Origin of the sequence: Streptomyces viridochromogenes (assembly GCF_001270495.1) — a bacterium.
Lineage (GTDB): Bacteria > Actinomycetota > Actinomycetes > Streptomycetales > Streptomycetaceae > Streptomyces > Streptomyces viridochromogenes_A.
Map to the genome: position 1 here is coordinate 126,428 of NZ_LGUR01000025.1, position 15,670 is coordinate 142,097.

The 15,670-nt window shown below is 71.7% G+C and carries 15 protein-coding genes and 1 pseudogene; 11 read left to right on the plus strand and 5 right to left on the minus strand.

Annotated elements, in window-relative coordinates; genetic code table 11:
- The first annotated feature begins 74 nt into the window (after positions 1–74).
- The 3 genes from ADK36_RS05560 to ADK36_RS05570 all read left to right on the plus strand — a co-directional run bounded on the left by ADK36_RS05560 (position 75) and on the right by ADK36_RS05570 (position 1,825).
- Positions 75–617: a sigma-70 family RNA polymerase sigma factor gene (locus ADK36_RS05560; protein ID WP_030054282.1), complete on the plus strand. Its 543-nt coding sequence runs from the start codon at positions 75–77 to the stop codon at positions 615–617.
- Entirely contained in the window at positions 614–1,432 is an 819-nt protein-coding gene (locus tag ADK36_RS05565; RefSeq protein ID WP_048582440.1) for an anti-sigma factor, read from the plus strand. Before ADK36_RS05560 ends, ADK36_RS05565 begins: the two co-directional genes overlap by 4 nt.
- Positions 1,433–1,558: 126 nt before the next feature.
- The gene (locus ADK36_RS05570; protein WP_048582439.1) at positions 1,559–1,825 is read left to right on the plus strand and encodes a hypothetical protein; all 267 of its coding nucleotides are present in this window, start codon (positions 1,559–1,561) and stop codon (positions 1,823–1,825) included.
- Positions 1,826–2,075: 250 nt separating this feature from the next.
- Here ADK36_RS05570 and ADK36_RS05575 read toward each other — a convergent pair whose 3' ends face one another.
- Positions 2,076–2,855 (minus strand): ABC transporter permease, encoded by a 780-nt coding sequence (locus tag ADK36_RS05575; protein ID WP_048582438.1) that lies wholly within the window; start codon positions 2,853–2,855, stop codon positions 2,076–2,078.
- Positions 2,852–3,823 carry an ATP-binding cassette domain-containing protein gene (locus tag ADK36_RS05580; RefSeq protein WP_053196562.1) on the minus strand — a complete coding sequence of 324 codons (972 nt, stop codon included), beginning with the start codon at positions 3,821–3,823 and terminating at the stop codon, positions 2,852–2,854. The genes ADK36_RS05575 and ADK36_RS05580 overlap by 4 nt, the downstream gene beginning before the upstream one ends.
- A 63-nt stretch (positions 3,824–3,886) precedes the next feature.
- Here ADK36_RS05580 and ADK36_RS05585 point away from each other — a divergent pair, with 63 nt between their 5' ends.
- Positions 3,887–4,603 (plus strand): TetR/AcrR family transcriptional regulator, encoded by a 717-nt coding sequence (locus ADK36_RS05585; protein ID WP_048582436.1) that lies wholly within the window; start codon positions 3,887–3,889, stop codon positions 4,601–4,603.
- Here ADK36_RS05585 and ADK36_RS05590 read toward each other — a convergent pair.
- The 3 genes from ADK36_RS05590 to hmgA are packed head-to-tail and all read right to left on the minus strand — an operon-like array spanning position 4,600 to position 7,913.
- Complete coding sequence (locus ADK36_RS05590; protein WP_048582435.1) at positions 4,600–5,757, minus strand: type ISP restriction/modification enzyme; 1,158 nt, start codon at positions 5,755–5,757, stop codon at positions 4,600–4,602. The genes ADK36_RS05585 and ADK36_RS05590 overlap by 4 nt on opposite strands.
- Positions 5,758–5,783: 26 nt before the next feature.
- A complete protein-coding gene (locus ADK36_RS05595) occupies positions 5,784–6,533 on the minus strand; it encodes a GntR family transcriptional regulator (RefSeq protein ID WP_048582434.1) in 750 nt (249 codons plus the stop codon).
- A 27-nt stretch (positions 6,534–6,560) separates the two neighbouring features.
- Complete coding sequence (gene hmgA / locus ADK36_RS05600) at positions 6,561–7,913, minus strand: homogentisate 1,2-dioxygenase (protein WP_053196564.1); 1,353 nt, start codon at positions 7,911–7,913, stop codon at positions 6,561–6,563.
- Between the two features lie 162 nt (positions 7,914–8,075).
- On the opposite strand from hmgA, the gene ADK36_RS05605 reads away from it, so the two are divergent.
- The 7 genes and pseudogenes from ADK36_RS05605 to ADK36_RS49945 form a co-directional block, all read left to right on the plus strand.
- Entirely contained in the window at positions 8,076–8,690 is a 615-nt protein-coding gene (locus ADK36_RS05605) for a hypothetical protein (protein WP_048582432.1), read from the plus strand.
- On the plus strand, positions 8,687–9,301 hold the full coding sequence (locus ADK36_RS05610; protein WP_048582431.1) for a TetR/AcrR family transcriptional regulator: 615 nt from the start codon (positions 8,687–8,689) through the stop codon (positions 9,299–9,301). Before ADK36_RS05605 ends, ADK36_RS05610 begins: the two co-directional genes overlap by 4 nt.
- 292 nt (positions 9,302–9,593) lie before the next feature.
- The gene (locus ADK36_RS05615; protein ID WP_048582430.1) at positions 9,594–11,846 is read left to right on the plus strand and encodes a molybdopterin oxidoreductase family protein; all 2,253 of its coding nucleotides are present in this window, start codon (positions 9,594–9,596) and stop codon (positions 11,844–11,846) included.
- Between the two features lie 134 nt (positions 11,847–11,980).
- The gene (locus tag ADK36_RS05620; protein ID WP_048582429.1) at positions 11,981–13,408 is read left to right on the plus strand and encodes a CitMHS family transporter; all 1,428 of its coding nucleotides are present in this window, start codon (positions 11,981–11,983) and stop codon (positions 13,406–13,408) included.
- Positions 13,409–13,430: 22 nt separating this feature from the next.
- On the plus strand, positions 13,431–14,669 hold the full coding sequence (locus ADK36_RS05625; RefSeq protein WP_048582428.1) for an MFS transporter: 1,239 nt from the start codon (positions 13,431–13,433) through the stop codon (positions 14,667–14,669).
- Positions 14,670–14,769: 100 nt separating this feature from the next.
- Positions 14,770–15,384, plus strand: a complete 615-nt coding sequence (locus ADK36_RS05630) for a hypothetical protein (protein WP_048582427.1) — start codon at positions 14,770–14,772, stop codon at positions 15,382–15,384.
- A pseudogene (locus tag ADK36_RS49945) lies at positions 15,374–15,670 on the plus strand (class F sortase); the annotation flags it as partial. The gene ADK36_RS05630 and the pseudogene ADK36_RS49945, both read left to right, overlap by 11 nt.

Genomic DNA, 15,670 nt, shown 5'->3' on the forward strand with positions numbered 1-15,670 from the left:
CGGAGGTGGGTTCGTTGCGAATGCCTCGCGGGACGAGACGGCCGCGCTGCGGTCTGACTGGAGGGGGAGACGAGTTGGAGGCGGACGAACTGCTGGTGCTCGTGGCGGGCGGTGACCAGAAGGCGTTCGAGGAGCTGTACGGGCTGGTCTCCGGTCCGGTGTACGGGCTCGTGCGACGTGTGCTGCGCGACCCCGCCCAGTCCGAGGAGGTGGCCCAGGAAGTGCTGCTCGAACTGTGGCGGTCCGCCGCGAAGTTCGACCCGCGCCGGGGCAGCGCCCTGTCGTGGGTCCTCACCCTCGCCCACCGACGTGCCGTCGACCGGGTGCGCAGCGCCCGCGCGGCCGGCGAGCGCGAGCAGCGCGAGGCGCTCCGCGCGAACCACCCGGCCTTCGACCACGTCGCCGAGGAGGTCGAGGCCGGACTGGAGCGTGAGTGGGTACGCCGCTGCCTCGACCGGCTCACCGCGCTGCAACGCCAGTCCGTGACCCTCGCCTACTACGACGGCTACACCTACCGTGAAGTGGCCGAGCGGCTCTCGCTGCCGCTGGGCACGGTCAAGACCCGGATGCGCGACGGACTCACCCAGCTGCGCAAGTGCCTGGGAGGTGTCGCATGAGCCTCGCCGACCGTCTTCTCGGCCGTGGGGACCTGCACTCCCTCGCCGCCCCCTACGCCCTGGACGCGCTGGAACCCGCCGAGCGCCACCGCTTCGAGAAGCACCTGAAGAGCTGCGACAGCTGTGCCGCCGAGGTGCGGGCCCTGTCCGAGGACGCCGTCCGGCTCGCCTGGTCGGCGGCCGCCCCGCCGCCGGCCGCGATGCGCGACCGCGTGCTGGCCGCCGTACGCACGACTCCGCAGGAGTCCCCCGGGCGGGAGACGGCACGCGCGCGTGCGCCCCAACTGCCGCCACATGTGTGGGGCACCCAGCCGCCGCCGCGCACCCGTGTGTCCAGGCCACGCCCCTTGCTGGTGCCGTTCGCCACCGCCACGGCCGCCGCGGCCCTCGTCGTCGCCTCCCTCTTCGCCGTCCAGGCGAACAGGACGCAGGAGCAACTGGACGCCCAGCAGGCTCGGGCAAGTGAGATCGCTAACGTTCTCGCGGCACCCGACGCCCGGGCGACCGCCGGCGAGGACGCGGAGGGCCGGACGATCGGAGTGGTCGCCTCCGCATCGAAGGGGCGCGCCATCGTCACTCTGCGCGGATACGGCGAGCTGTCGAGCGGCCGGGTGCACCAGCTCTGGCTGATGCGCCCCGATGTGCAACCGCGCTCCCTCGGGCTCTTCGACGGCGACACGCCCCTGATCGCCTCCGGTCTCGACAAATCGGCGACGTCACTGGCTGTGACCGTCGAGCCCGACGGGGGGTCACCGCAACCCACCACCCAGCCCGTTGTCCAACTCGCCCTGAAATCGGTTGGATTCGGAGAGTAATCATGGATGGGTCGTCAACACCCTTACGGGGAAGGTGAATCCTGTGACCGCGATACACGCGTGCCCCACCGGGGCGATAGGGTTAACCTGCCCGGGCCGGGTGGACTCGTACGGGTGGGGAGTGACATGGATCAGATAACAGTGCGCAGCAGGGCGAGGGTCCCTGCGATCACCTGCGGGAGCAACGCGACCAGTTCGCGTCTCGACCGCCATCTCTCGGTGCTGGCGGGTCCCGCCGTGCCGCAGAGGGAAGCGGCCGAGGCGACCTCGCTGATGCGTGAGCTGACCAGCCGTGACACCACGCAGCGCAGTGACCGGGGTGCGCGGGTTCGCCGTGTCTCGCTCTTCGCCCCGCTGCGTAGGCTCCGCCGTTCGCTGTTCGGCGGCCGCTGAGCCGCACCTGCGACCCTCGAACGACCTCGAAAGCCCGCGCTCGGCAGCTCACCCGTCCCGGAGCCGTACCACGCTGTCCCCGTCCGTCATCCCCACGGCAGGCAGCGGTGGCCCGGAGGGCTACCTGAGCGCGGGCACGTTCCCCACCCCACCCACCACCCCGCTCTTCGGCCCGCGTCCCTTGCGTAACAGGTGTGTCACGAGGTCGGTCACGCAAGGGAGTTGACGGGCACTCGGCACGCGGTGATCGTCACTCGCCGCGCGCGTACCGGCGTACGGCGAGCGGCGCGAACACCGCGAGCAGTACCGCGCACCACGCCAGCGACCCGGCGACGGGATGGGCGACCGGCCAGGCGGCGCCGTCCGGCACGGGCGCGTTGCCGAAGAGGTCGCGCAGGGCCATGGTGACCGCGCTGATCGGATTCCACTCGGCGAGCGTGCGCAGCCAGCCCGGCAGACCCTCGGTCGGAATGTACGCGTTGGACAGCAGCGGCAGAATGAAGGTCGCCCCGCCCAGCTGACCGGCGGCCTCCTCGTTCCGGGTCAGCAGTCCGAGGAATATCCCGACCCACGCCGTCGCGAACCGGAACAGCAGCAACAGCGCCAACGCGCCCACGGCTTCGAGCGCCGACCCCTCGATCCGCCAGCCCACCGCGAGTCCGACCAGCAGGAAGGGCACGGTCCCGGCGGCGGTGACGACGAGATCCGCGGCCGCCTGTCCCAGCGGTACGGCGGCCCGGCTCACCGGCAGCGTCCGGAAGCGGTCCATCACGCCCCGGTGCGTGTCCTGGGCGGCCTGGAACATGCCGGTCATCAGCCCGTTCGCCGCGGTCGCCACCAGCAGACCGGGCACCAGGAAGGACCGGTACTCCGCGCCGGGCATCGCGAGGGCGCTGCCGAAGACGTAGCCGAAGAACAGCAGCATGGTGATCGGCATGGTCTGGGTCAGGATCAGCAGCCCCGGGTTGTTCCGGATCCGCAGCAGCTGACGGCCCAGCATCGCGCCGCCGTCGTACGCCAGGGTGCTCATGCCGCACGCTCCTCTTCCTGGGTGTCCTGGGTCTCCTGAGCTTCCTGGGTGAGTCGCAGGAACGCGTCGTCGAGAGTCGGTGGTTTGAGGCTGGCGTCCAGCAACGGCACGCCCGCCGCGTCGAGTTCGCGCACCAGACGGGGGAGCGTGAGCGTGGCGTCCCGGGTGACCGCGGCGACGGCGCGCCGCTCATGGTCGAACGACGGCTCCGCGCCGGTGAGTTGATCCAGTACGGCCGCCGCCTTCACCAGCACGTCCGGGTCGGTGACGACGACCTCGACATGTGCGCCGATGACCGACTTGAACTGGGCGGGCGAACCCGTGTGCGCGACCCGGCCCCGGTCCACCAGGGCGATGTCGTCGGCGAGTTGGTCGGCCTCCTCCAGATACTGCGTGGTCAGCAGCACCGTCGTGCCGTCGGCGGTCAGCTCCCGTACGCAGTCCCAGATCCGGTTGCGGCTGGCGGGGTCGAGGCCGGTCGTGGGCTCGTCCAGGAACAGCACCTCGGGGCGGCGGACGAGACTCGCCGCGAGGTCGAGGCGGCGCCGCATCCCGCCCGAGTAGGTGGACGCCGGCCGGTCGGCCGCCTCGGCCAGTCCGAAGCGGTCCAGGAGCTCGCCGGCCCGCCCGGCCGGCCCGCGGACCCGGTGCAGCCGGGCGAACAGCTGGAGGTTCTGGCGGCCGGTGAGGTCGCCGTCCACCGAGGCGTACTGGCCGGTGACGCCGATGCTGCCGCGGACGGCGTCCGGGTCGCGGAGCAGGTCGTGCCCGGCCACTCGGGCCGAGCCGGCGTCCGGGCGCAGCAGCGTGGTGAGGAGGCGTACCGCCGTCGTCTTGCCCGCGCCGTTGGGGCCGAGGAGGCCGCAGACGGTGCCCTGCGCGACGGCCAGATCGAGTCCGCGCAGGGCGTGGACCTCGCCGAACCGCTTCTCCAGGCCTTCACTAAGTACAGCGTACGTAGAAGTCATGGGTCGACCATAGCGCACTACGTACGGTGTACGTAACTAGGATGGTGTGCGAGGTGATGATCGATGGCGGGCAAGGCGGCCGAGCCGCAAGTGATCTGGGCGCGTCCCGAGCGGACCGGGCGTGGCCCCAGGCCCGCGTTCACTCGTGCGGACATCGCGGCGGCGGCGGTGCGGATCGCCGACACCGGCGGGCTGGAGGCCGTGTCCATGCGGCATGTCGCGGCCGAGCTGGGCTGCGGGACGATGTCGCTGTACAACTACGTCCCCCGCAAGGAGGACCTCTACGAGCTGATGATCGACGCGATCGGTGCCGAGCACGACATCCGGGAGCCCTCGGGCGACTGGCGTGCCGACATGATCCGCAACGCGCAGGAGACCCGGGCCATCATGCACCGGCACACCTGGGTGCCGCGGCTGATGTCAGGGGTGTACGGCTTCAGCCCCAACACCCTGCGCTACCTGGAGCACTGCCTGGCCTGTCTCGAACCGCTCGACGTGTCCTACAGCGTGAAGATAGAGCTGGTCGCGCTGCTCAACGGCGTCGTGACGACGTACACCGCGAACGAGATCGCCACCGCCGAGCGTACTCGTGCCATGCCCTGGTCCGAGGAGGAGGAGAACGCGGTCCGCATCGCCTACCTGGGCAGCCAGGTCGCCACCGGCAAGTACCCGCGCCTCGCCGCGGCCTTCATGGCGGACAGCGGGCCGATCGACCTGGAGGCGGTGTTCAGACGGGCGCTCGAACGGGTCCTTGACGCCTTCGACCCCGGCCCGCGTTAGATCAGCGCGAGTTGCCCCTCCGGTCCCTCCTCGTGCCCGTCCAGCACCGACGCCGGCCTGCGGGCCGGCTCCGGGACCGGCAGGACGCCGGCCTTGTGCAGGTCGGTTGCCGTGATGGGGGACGTCGACTCGGGGCCAGGCGGCTGGAGTTCGGGTGACTCCGGTTCCGCGAGCAGGGCCAGGACCGTGATCAGCTCCAGCAGTTCCGATGTCCACGGCTGCGGCCAGGTCGCCGGGCGGATCGCCGCCAGCGTGCCCGGTTCCGGCTCGGCGGTGCGCGCCGTGAACCACTGCTCCAGGATCCGCACGCCACCCACCTCGAAGTCCCAGGCCCGCGGCGGCACCGGCGAGATACGGCCCTCGTCGAGGTGGAGGGTCTCCTCGTCACGGTCGTAGTGCAGGGTGAGCGGGCGGGAGGGGAGCGGAGCGCGGACGTACGGGCGGCGGCCTCCCGGCAGCTTCGGGCGGTCACCGTCGCGGCGCATCAGCCAGAGCAGGCGGCGGCCCGACTCCACGCCGCGTGACCAGAGGCCGGGGTCCTCCGTGAGCGGGACGGTGAGGTCGGGGCGGGCGGCGGACAGGATCCAGGCGAGGACGTCCGCGGGCGTGGGGCAGTGGCCCAGCCGGGCGGCCAGGTGCTTCAGCAGGCCCGGGGCGAGGTTGGGTTCCTCGGCCCCCGGACGGCGGTACAGGGGGCGGACGCGGCCCGGGCGGAGCAGGGGGAGCAGCGAGGTCGCCAGCAGCGGGGCGTCGGGCGTCTCCAGGACGAAGACCTGGTGTTCGTCCGCCACTCGCCACAGCTCGGGGCGGGCCGCGTCGATCAGGCGGTGGTCGGGGATCAGCCACTGTTCGTCGAAGGGGGCGCGCAGGACGCGTACCGGCTCCGGGCAGGGGCCGGTGGCGCGGATCAGCTTCTCCGTGCCCGCGGACCCGCCGGGCAGCTGACCGACCGCCGAGTGCAGCGTGCGGGAGCGCGACGGCTCCAGCAGGGCCTCCCGGTCCGGGCCCTCGGCCTTCACGAAGGCGTCCCAGCGGGCTTTCAGGGACGCCGCGTCGGGGCCCGTCGGCCACCCCCGGCCGAGCCGCGGCGGTGCGACGGACCACGGCATGAGGTCCGCCAGCAGCGGAGCGTCGTCGTGCGTCACGCTCGGCATCGTACGACCTGTCCGCGACACGCGGGTCAGTTGGCCTCCAGGGTCACCGTGAAGGAGAAACGGTCGCCCCGGTAGTGGATGACCGCAACGTCCAGCACGCGCCCTTCCGCGTCGTACGTCACGCCGGTGTAGTGCAGAATCGGGCTCAGCAGCGGGACTTGGAGCAGCCGTGCCGTCTCCGGGTCGGCCAGACGGGCCTCGACCGTGTCCGTGATGCGGCTGATGTCCGCCCCGACGGCATCCCGCAGCACCTTGGTCATCGGCCAGCGGACGAGATCGTCGAGGTCGATGCGCGCGGCCAGTTCGGGGCGGACGTAGTTCCGGGCGTGGTTGGTCGGCTCGCCCGTCTTGTCGTCGCTGCGCAGGCGGTGGTACGTCGCCACCTCGTCGATGTCCGGGAAGAACTCGGCGACTTCGGCGGGCACGGGTTCCCTGCCGTGCTCCAGCAGCTCCGTCACCATGCCGGACTGCTGCGCCACGATCGCGTCCACCGAGCCGAGCAGCCGCACGGGGGCGCCCCGTCGGACGTCCGGCTCGATGAACGTGCCCCGTCTGCGGTGGCGCGTGATCAGGCCCTCGTCCTCCAGTTCCTTCAGCGCCTGCCGCATGGTCAGCACGCTCACGCCGTAGTGCTCCGCCAACTGCTCCTCGGTGGGCAGCCGCAGGGGGTCCTGCGGCCGGCGGCCGAGTATCGAGGCGCGCAGCGACTGCGACACCTGGTACCAGAGCGGCAGCTTGCGGTTCAGGACGATGGAGTCCGGGGCGAAGGAGGTCACGGGGCCATCCGTACCGGTCGGGGATCTCTACTGCAAGGGGCGGAAGTGGCGCTCCAGGCTCTGCCAGACGTCGTCGTAGCGCTGTTGCAGGTGCTCCGCACCGGCCGCCTGCGCGGTGAGCGTCACCGGCCAGCGGGTCTCGAACATGAAGGCCAGCCCGTCGTCGATCTTCTGCGGCTTCAGCTCGGCCGCGCTCGCCCGGTCGAACGTCTCCCGGTCGGGGCCGTGCGCCGACATCATGTTGTGCAGCGAGCCACCGCCGGGCACGAAGCCCTCCGCCTTCGCGTCGTAGGCGCCCTCGACCAGGCCCATGTACTCGCTCATCACGTTCCGGTGGAAGTACGGCGGCCGGAAGGTGTCCTCGCCCACCAGCCAGCGCGGCGCGAACACCACGAAGTCGACGCCGGCCAGACCCGGGGTGTCGGACGGGGACGTCAGCACCGTGAAGATCGACGGGTCGGGGTGGTCGTAGGAGATGGTGCCGATCACATTGAAACGGCGCAGGTCATAGATGTACGGCACATGGTTGCCGTGCCAGGCGACCACGTCGAGCGGTGAGTGGTCGTAGGTCGCCGTCCAGAGGTTGCCGCAGAACTTGTTGACCACCTCCACCGGCCCCTCGACGTCCTCGTACGCGGCGACCGGCGCCCGGAAGTCGCGGGCGTTGGCGAGTCCGTTGGCGCCGATCGGGCCGAGGTCGGGGAGGTGGAAGGGGGCCCCATAGTTCTCGCACACATAACCCCGGGCCGAGGCATCCAGTAGCTCCACACGGAAGCGCACCCCACGCGGAATCAGGGCCACATGTGCCGGCTCCACATGCAGTAGCCCGAACTCCGTGTGCAGCAGCAGTCCGCCGCGTTCCGGCACGATCAGCAGCTCGCCGTCCGCGTCGCTGAAGACGCGGTCCATGGAGGAGTTGGCGTGATACAGGTGCACGGCCATGCCGGTGCGCTGGGTCGCGTCGCCGTTGCCGCCCAGGGTCCACAGGCCGGCGAGGAAGTCGGTCCCGGGCGCGGGCTCGGGCCTGGGGTTCCAGCGCAGCCGGTTCGGATCCGGCACGGTCTCCGTGAAGGGCGCCGTACGGATCGCGCCGTTGTCGGTGCGGGTGAAAGCCGGGTGCGCGGCCGACGGGTGGATGCGGTACAGCCACGAGCGGCGGTTGTGTGCCCGCGGTTCGGTGAACGCCGTGCCGCTCAGCTGCTCTGCGTAGAGGCCCAGCGGGGCGCGCTGGGGTGAGTTGCGACCCTCGGGGAGGGCGCCGGGCACCGCCTCCGAGCTGTGCTCGTTGCCGAAACCGGAGAGGTAGGTCAGCCCTTCGGCGGTCTTCCGCGCTCCCCCACGCTCGAACACGCTCGCGCGGGAGGTGCCCCCATCGCTCATGATCGCTCCTTCGAGATCTGATTCCTATGCTTCACCGTAGGATTGCGGTTTCGCAAGCGCAAGAGATCCGCGGTACCTCCCCTGTGAGGACGACGAGAACCGGACGCGAACCAGACTTGAGGGGGATCCGGCTGTCCGGACCGGTGTTCTATTCTCCCGGGCATGTCGTGGACGCGGACCCTGCTCGCCGCGCTCGTGGTCTGTGTCCTGCTGCTGACCGGAACCGTGGGCTGCGGCTCCGGTGCTGCCCGGGACCAGGGAGAGAACGCGGCGTCGCCCTCCCCGGTGGGCAAGGTCCTCGACGACACCGACGACGACGGACGGCACTACCGCGAGGTGGACGAGGGCGAGGCGCCCGAGGTCGGCATCGAGGTGCAGCCGGACCCGGACGGCCGCGGCAGCTGGGACGTACGGCTGACCGTCCGCAACTTCCGTTTCTCGCCCGCCGGCGCGGGGGCGCGGGCGGTGGCCGGGCGCGGCCTCGCGTACCTCTTCGTGGACGACCGCCTCGTCACCAAGCTGCGCACCCCCGGATACCGCCTCCCGGCCGACCTCGTCCCGCGCGGCACGCATCAGGTCACCGCGCGCCTGTACGCCGACGACGGCACGGTGTGGGTCGTGGGCGACAGCCCGGTCGAGAGCACGGCGGACATCACGGCGTCGGAAGCGGAGGCGACCGTGACGCCGTCACCGTCCGCCGCGGCGCTGAGTGTGCCGGGTGCCCGTCTCCGTACTGGGGGTCGATGTTCCCCGGACCGAGCCGGAAAGGCATCATGAAGACCGTGCCCAACCCAGAAACGCTACGCCGGGCGCCCGTGCAGCGGCGCAGCGCCGAACGGCTCACCAGGATCCTCGACGCCTGCGCCGACCTCCTCGACGAGGTCGGCTACGACGACCTGAGCACCCGGGCCGTCGCCCAGCGCGCCGGCGTCCCCATCGGCTCCGTCTACCGGTTCTTCGGCAACAAGCGCCAGATGGCCGACGCCCTCGCCCAGCGCAACCTGGAGCGCTACACCGCCCGCGTCACCGAGCGCCTGAAGGAGGCCGGTGACGGAGGCTGGCAGGTGGCGATGGACGCCGTACTCGACGAGTACCTCGCCATGAAGCGCACCGCGCCCGGGTTCTCCCTCGTCGACTTCGGCAACCAGATCCCCGTCGGCACCCGGGGCGAGCCCAACACCCGCGTCGCCGACCGCCTCACCGACCTGCTCTCCGGCTACCTCGGCCGCGAACCGGACGACGACCTGCGCCGCACCTTCCTCATCGCCGTCGAAACCGCCGACACCCTGGTCCACCTCGCCTTCCGGATGGCCCCGGAGGGCGACGACCGGATCATCGAGGAGGCACGGGAGATGCTGCGGGCGTATCTCGCGCGCGTGCTGGACTGACGGCGTCACGCTGCCGGGTCCGGACCGCCGGCCGTGCGGGCCGGTAGCTGTGTGGGCCCGGTAGCCGTGCGGGCCCGGCAGTCGTGCGGGCCCGGTAGCCGTGCGGGCCCGGCAGTCGTGCGGGCCCGGCATCCGTACGCGGTCACCGCTGACGCCCGTCCAGGCGCCCCCCGACCGACGCCTCGCGGATTTCCGACCTCACCCCCGGTGAGGACTCCCCTCCCGGCATACCGGTCGGTATGCTCGGCCCTGAACCGCGCGCCATCGTTGCCCGCCACCTCCGGGAGGACCCGTGTCCCGCACCGCACTGCGCATCTGCCCCCTGTGCGAGGCCACCTGCGGCCTGGCCCTCACCATCGAGGGGGCCGAGGTCACCCGTGCTCGCGGTGATCGCGACGATGTGTTCAGCAAGGGGTTCATCTGCCCCAAGGGCGCCTCCTTCGGGGCCGTCGACGGCGACCCCGACCGGCTGCGCACCCCGCTCGTGCGCAGGGACGGCGAGCTGCGCGAGGCCACCTGGGAGGAGGCCTTCGACGCGGTCGCCGCCGGTATCCGCCCGGTCGTCGAGCGGTACGGGCCGAACTCGGTGGGCGTCGTGCTCGGCAACCCCAACGTGCACACCGTGGCCGGCGCGCTCTATCCGCCGGTCCTGCTCGCCGGCCTCGGCACCCGCAGCGTCTTCACCGCCTCCACGGTCGACCAGATGCCCAAGCACGTCTCCAGCGGACTGCTCTACGGCGACGCCCTCGCGATCCCCGTACCGGACCTGGACCACACCGACCACCTCCTCCTCATCGGCGCCAACCCGCTGGAGTCCAACGGCAGCCTCTGCACCGCCGCCGATTTCCCGGGCAAGCTGAAGGCGCTCAAGGCCCGCGGCGGCACCCTCACCGTGATCGACCCGCGCCGCACCCGCACCGCCAAGCTCGCCGACCGGCACATCGCGATCAGGCCCGGGACGGATGCGCTACTCCTCGCGGCGATGGCGTACGTCCTCTTCGAGGAGGACCTCGTCGACCTCGGGGATCTCGCGCCCCATGTGGACGGCGTCGACGAACTCCGCGCGGTCATCGGCGACTTCGCTCCCGAAGCCGTCACCGGCGCCTGTGACGTGGAGGCCGGCACGATCCGCCTCCTCGCCCGCGAACTCGCCGGCGCCCCCACCGCCGCCGTCTACGGCCGCATCGGCAGCTGCACCGTCCCGCACGGCACCCTGGCCAGCTGGCTCGTCGACGTCCTCAACATCCTCACCGGCAACCTCGACCGCCCCGGCGGCGCCCTCTTCCCGCAGGCGGCGACCGACAAGACGCCCCGCCCCGCCGGGCCCGGCCACGGCTTCGCGCTCGGGCGCTGGCACTCCCGAGTGAGTCGACACCCCGAGGCCAAGGGCGAGTTGCCGCTCGCCGCGCTCGCCGAGGAGATCGACACCGCGACCGAGGAGGGCGAGCCGATCCGGGCCGTCATCGCCGTCGCCGCCAACCCGGTGCTGTCGTCCCCGGACGGCGACCGGCTCGACAAGGCCCTCGGCTCGCTCGACTTCATGGTCAGCGTCGACCCGTACCTCAACGAGACCTCGCGCCACGCCGACGTCGTACTGCCGCCGCCCCCGCCCTCGCAGAGCCCGCACCACGACTTCGCCCTCAACACCCTCGCCGTCCGCAACCAGGTGCGCTACACCCGCCCCGCCGTCCCGCTGGAGGCCGGGCGGATGGCCGAGTCCGAGATCCTGGCCCGGCTGGTCCTCGCCGCCACCGGTATGCACGGCGCCGACCCGTCCGCCGTCGACGACCTGGTCATCGGCCAGACCCTCGGCAAGGCGGTCAAGGAGCCGCACTCGCCCGTGCACGGCCGGGACCCGGGCGAGCTCGCCGCGCAACTCACCGGCCTCACCGGCCCCGAGCGGCGCCTCGACATGATGCTGCGCCTGGGCCCGTACGGCGACGGCTTCGGCGTACGGCAGGACGGGCTGACCCTGGAGAGGCTGCTCGCGCATCCGCACGGCATCGACCTCGGGCCGCTGGCGTCCCGGCTCCCGCAGCCCCTGAAGACCGTCAGCGGCAAGGTGGAGCTGCTGCCGGGGCCCATCGCCGACGACCTGCCCCGCCTCCGGGCGGCCCTGCGCGAGCGCGCCGACGGACTCGTCCTGGTCGGCCGCCGTCATCTGCGGTCCAACAACAGCTGGATGCACAACGTGCCCGTCCTGACCGGCGGCAGCAACCGCTGCACCCTGCACATCCATCCCGAGGACGCCGAGCGGCTCGGCGTCCGGGACGGGGCGGCCGTACGGCTGAAGGGCGCCGGAGGAGAGGTGACCGCCCCCGCAGAGGTCACCGACGGCGTGCGCCCGGGCGTGGTGAGCCTGCCGCACGGCTGGGGGCACGACCGCCCCGGCACCCGCCTCAGCCACGCCGCGGCCGACCCCGGCGTCAACGTCAACCAGCTCCTCGACGGCAGCCTGCTCGACCCGCTCTCGGGCAACGCGGTGCTCAACGGGGTGCCGGTCGAAGTGGCTTCGGTGGCCGAAAAGATCACGGCTCTGACCTGAGCAAAGCTCTGACCTGGAGTTTTGCGCTTATTGCTCGCATGTCAACGTCTTGTTAACGCTGTTTGAAGGGACCTAACGTCGTCCCACCGCCGGCCCTGGTGGGTCGTTCAAGGGCGAACGTTAGGTATCCACTCATGCTGACCATCCTTGGCTTCGCCATGATCGCGACCTTCCTGGTCCTGATCATGATGAAGAAGATGTCGCCGATCGCGGCGCTCGTGTTGATTCCGGCACTGTTCTGTGTGTTCGTCGGAAAGGGCGCCAAGCTCGGTGACTACGTCATCGAAGGCGTCACCAGCCTCGCCCCGACCGCGGCGATGCTCATGTTCGCGATCGTCTACTTCGGTGTGATGATCGACGTCGGCCTCTTCGACCCGATCGTCCGGGGCATCCTGAAGTTCGCCAAGGCCGACCCGATGCGGATCGTCGTCGGTACGGCGATCCTCGCCGCGATCGTCTCGCTCGACGGCGACGGCTCGACCACCTTCATGATCACCGTCTCGGCGATGTACCCGCTGTACAAGCGCCTGAAGATGAGCCTGGTCGTGATGACCGGTGTGGCCGCGATGGCCAACGGCGTGATGAACACCCTGCCGTGGGGCGGCCCGACCGCCCGCGCCGCCACCGCGCTGAAGGTGGACGCCAGCGAGATCTTCGTCCCGATGATCCCGGCCCTCGCCGTCGGCCTCCTCGCCGTCGTCGTCCTCTCGTACTTCCTCGGTCTGCGCGAGCGCAAGCGGCTCGGCGTGCTCACCCTGGACCAGGTCCTGGTGGAGGAGAAGGCCGAGGAGAAGGCGACCGAGACGGTTCTGGTCGGCGCCGGCTCCGGTGCCGGCGGCACGGGCAAGGACGCGGTCACCACCGGCGGCTCCGGCACCGACGCCGAGGACGAGGACGACGCCGAGGACGAGAAGAAGCGCTTCCAGGTCCTCGACCCGAACCGTCCCACCCTGCGCCCCAAGCTCTACTGGTTCAACGCGCTGCTCACGGTCGCCCTGCTCACCTGCATGATCATGGAGTGGCTGCCGATCCCGGTGCTGTTCCTGCTTGGCGCCGCGCTCGTGCTCACCGTGAACTTCCCGCACATCCCGGACCAGAAGGCCCGCCTCGCCGCCCACGCCGACAACGTCCTCAACGTCTCCGGCATGGTCTTCGCCGCCGCCGTCTTCACCGGCGTCCTCCAGGGCACCGGCATGGTCGACCACATGGCCCGCTGGATGGTCGACGTCATCCCCGAGGGCATGGGTCCGCACATGGCTCTGGTCACCGGCGTCCTGAGCCTCCCGCTCACCTACTTCATGTCGAACGACGGCTTCTACTTCGGCGTCCTGCCGGTCCTCGCCGAGGCCGGCGCCGCGCACGGCGTCACCCCGCTGGAGATGGCCCGCGCCTCCCTGGTCGGCCAGCCGCTGCACATGTCGAGCCCGCTCGTCCCGGCCGTGTACGTCCTGGTCGGCATGGCCAAGGTCGAGTTCGGCGACCACACCAGGTTCGTGGTGAAGTGGGCCGCGCTCACATGCCTCGTCATCCTCGGGGCAGGGATGCTCTTCGGAATCATCTGACTTTTCCACGGAGGATTCGCACATGGCGCCCGGTGGGAACCGCGGCTGGCTGCTCCGCCTCGTCATCGCCTTCAGCTTCGCGCAGGGGGCGGTGTCGATGGCGCGGCCCGCCGTCTCCTACCGGGCCCTGGCGTTGGGTGCGGACGAGCGGGCGATCGGCGTGATCGCGGGGGTCTACGCCCTGCTCCCGCTGTTCGCCGCGGTCCCGCTGGGCCGCCGCACCGACCATGGCCGCTGTGCGCCGCTGCTGCCCGTCGGCGTCGTCCTGATATCCGGGGGCTGCGCGATGAGCGGCCTCGCGAACTCCCTGTGGGCGATGGCGATCTGGAGCGGGGTGATGGGCCTCGGCCACCTCTGCTTCGTCATCGGCGCCCAGTCCCTCGTCGCCCGCCAGTCCGCCCCGCACGAACAGGACCGCAACTTCGGCCACTTCACCATCGGTGCCTCGCTCGGCCAGCTGATCGGGCCGATCGCCGCCGGCGCGCTGATCGGCGGCCGGGACATGGCGGGGACCAGCGCGCTCGCCCTGCTGGTGGCGGGCGCGGGCGGCGCCGTCGCGCTCACCTCGCTGTGGCGCATAGAGCGCCGTACGACGGCCAGGTCCCGCAAGGAGCGAGGCGACCGCGTCCCCGTCCAGCGCATCCTGCGTGCCCGGGGCGTGCCCGCCGGCATCTTCATCAGCCTCGCGGTGCTGTCCGCGACCGACATCCTCACCGCCTACCTCCCGGTGGTCGGCGAGCACCGGGGCATCGCGCCGTCCGTGATCGGCCTCCTGCTCAGCCTGCGCGCGGCGGCCACCATCGCCTGCCGCCTGGTCCTGACGCCCCTGCTGCGGCTGCTGGGCCGGTCCCTGCTGCTGACGGTGACCTGTCTGCTGGCCGCCCTGCTGTGCGCGGGGATCGCGCTGCCGGTGCCCGTGTGGGGGCTCGCCCTGATGCTGGCGGTGCTCGGCTTCTGCCTCGGTGTCGGACAGCCCCTGTCGATGACGACGGTCGTCCAGGCCGCCCCCGACGGCGCCCGCTCCACCGCCCTCGCCCTGCGCCTGACCGGCAACCGCCTCGGCCAGGTCGCCGCCCCGGCGTCGGCGGGCCTGATCGCGGGCCTCGCGGGGGTGGCGGCGCCGTTCGTGATGCTGGGGGCGCTGTTGCTGCTGTCGGCGGGGATAGCGCTGCGGGCGCCGGCGCGGCCGGTGGCGGAGTCGGAGGACCCCGGGGAGCGTGGCCGGTCGAGGTCCGTGTTGCGGCGAAAGAGTGGAATCTAACGGGTCGTAGGGCGCTGCTCCCGCGATTCGGCGCGCACATGTGAAAGAGAGTCAAGCAAAGCGCGATTTGTACGAAAATCGTCTGACTCGGAGGATTCGCATGCCCACCACGCCTCTGCCACGCCGCGCCGGAATGCGCATCGCCGCCGTCACGGCGCTGACCGCCGCGCTCACCCCGCTCTCCGGGCTGCCGGCGGCGGGCGCCGCGCCGATGGCCCCCGGGGACAACGGAACCGTCAAGATCCACACGGCGCCGTGGGACGGGGTCGCGCGCACGCCGTACGGTGACGCGATCGACGAGCCGAGGGTCTGCCGGTTCTACCTCGACGCCGCCAACTTCGAAACCATCACGGCCGTCACCTGGAACATCAGGACCCAGCCCGAGGTCCCGAGTGGTGCCACGCTGCGCGGGACCCTCAATCTCGCGGGTGGCATCGGCCACACCGAGGACCTGAACCTGCCCGACGGGCAATACCGGCTCGCCTGGTCGTTCGCGGGGATGACCGGCAGTGAGCGGGAGAAGACGTTCACGGTCGACTGCCGGTCCTCGATGTCGACTCCTTCGCCCGGCCCCCAGGGCGGTCCGCCCGCCGGAGGTGGCGGGATCGCCCGCGATGAGGCGTTCACCACGGTCGCCGGCGCGGGTGCCGTGGGCCTGGCCGCGGTGGGCGGGGTGATCTGGTTCCGGCTCCGTCGTCGTACGCATGGCGCGTAGAAGGCGGCGCAGGCCCTGGTACCGGAGGCGCGCCTACCGCCTGGCGAGGACGGCCGTACTGACCTTCTTGCTGGTGGTGGGCGGCCTCTGGCTGAGCGAGCGGAGGGAGCCGCCCGCCGGAGCGGTCGCATCGGCGCCGGGCTCTCCCGAGGCCACCGACGTCCGCACCGGCGCCACCGGGGCTGGTGGCGCCGGACCGTCCGGTGGCCGGGGGGAGGACGCCGGTGCCGGTGCCGCCGCCGACGCCCGCCCCGGCACCACCGGCCCAGCCACGGGAGTTCGCGAG

Bases quoted from the DNA above. Each gene is read 5' to 3' on its own strand.
- ADK36_RS05620 (WP_048582429.1), top strand. From the start codon at position 11,981: ATGCTGACCATCCTTGGCTTCGCCATGATCGCGACCTTCCTGGTCCTG.
- ADK36_RS05625 (WP_048582428.1), top strand. From the start codon at position 13,431: ATGGCGCCCGGTGGGAACCGCGGCTGGCTGCTCCGCCTCGTCATCGCC.
- ADK36_RS05585 (WP_048582436.1), top strand. From the start codon at position 3,887: ATGGCGGGCAAGGCGGCCGAGCCGCAAGTGATCTGGGCGCGTCCCGAG.
- ADK36_RS05580 (WP_053196562.1), bottom strand. From the start codon at position 3,823: ATGACTTCTACGTACGCTGTACTTAGTGAAGGCCTGGAGAAGCGGTTC.
- ADK36_RS05605 (WP_048582432.1), top strand. From the start codon at position 8,076: ATGTCGTGGACGCGGACCCTGCTCGCCGCGCTCGTGGTCTGTGTCCTG.
- ADK36_RS05610 (WP_048582431.1), top strand. From the start codon at position 8,687: ATGAAGACCGTGCCCAACCCAGAAACGCTACGCCGGGCGCCCGTGCAG.
- ADK36_RS05590 (WP_048582435.1), bottom strand. From the start codon at position 5,757: ATGCCGAGCGTGACGCACGACGACGCTCCGCTGCTGGCGGACCTCATG.
- hmgA (WP_053196564.1), bottom strand. From the start codon at position 7,913: ATGAGCGATGGGGGCACCTCCCGCGCGAGCGTGTTCGAGCGTGGGGGA.
- ADK36_RS05575 (WP_048582438.1), bottom strand. From the start codon at position 2,855: ATGAGCACCCTGGCGTACGACGGCGGCGCGATGCTGGGCCGTCAGCTG.
- ADK36_RS05570 (WP_048582439.1), top strand. From the start codon at position 1,559: ATGGATCAGATAACAGTGCGCAGCAGGGCGAGGGTCCCTGCGATCACC.
- ADK36_RS05565 (WP_048582440.1), top strand. From the start codon at position 614: ATGAGCCTCGCCGACCGTCTTCTCGGCCGTGGGGACCTGCACTCCCTC.
- ADK36_RS05630 (WP_048582427.1), top strand. From the start codon at position 14,770: ATGCCCACCACGCCTCTGCCACGCCGCGCCGGAATGCGCATCGCCGCC.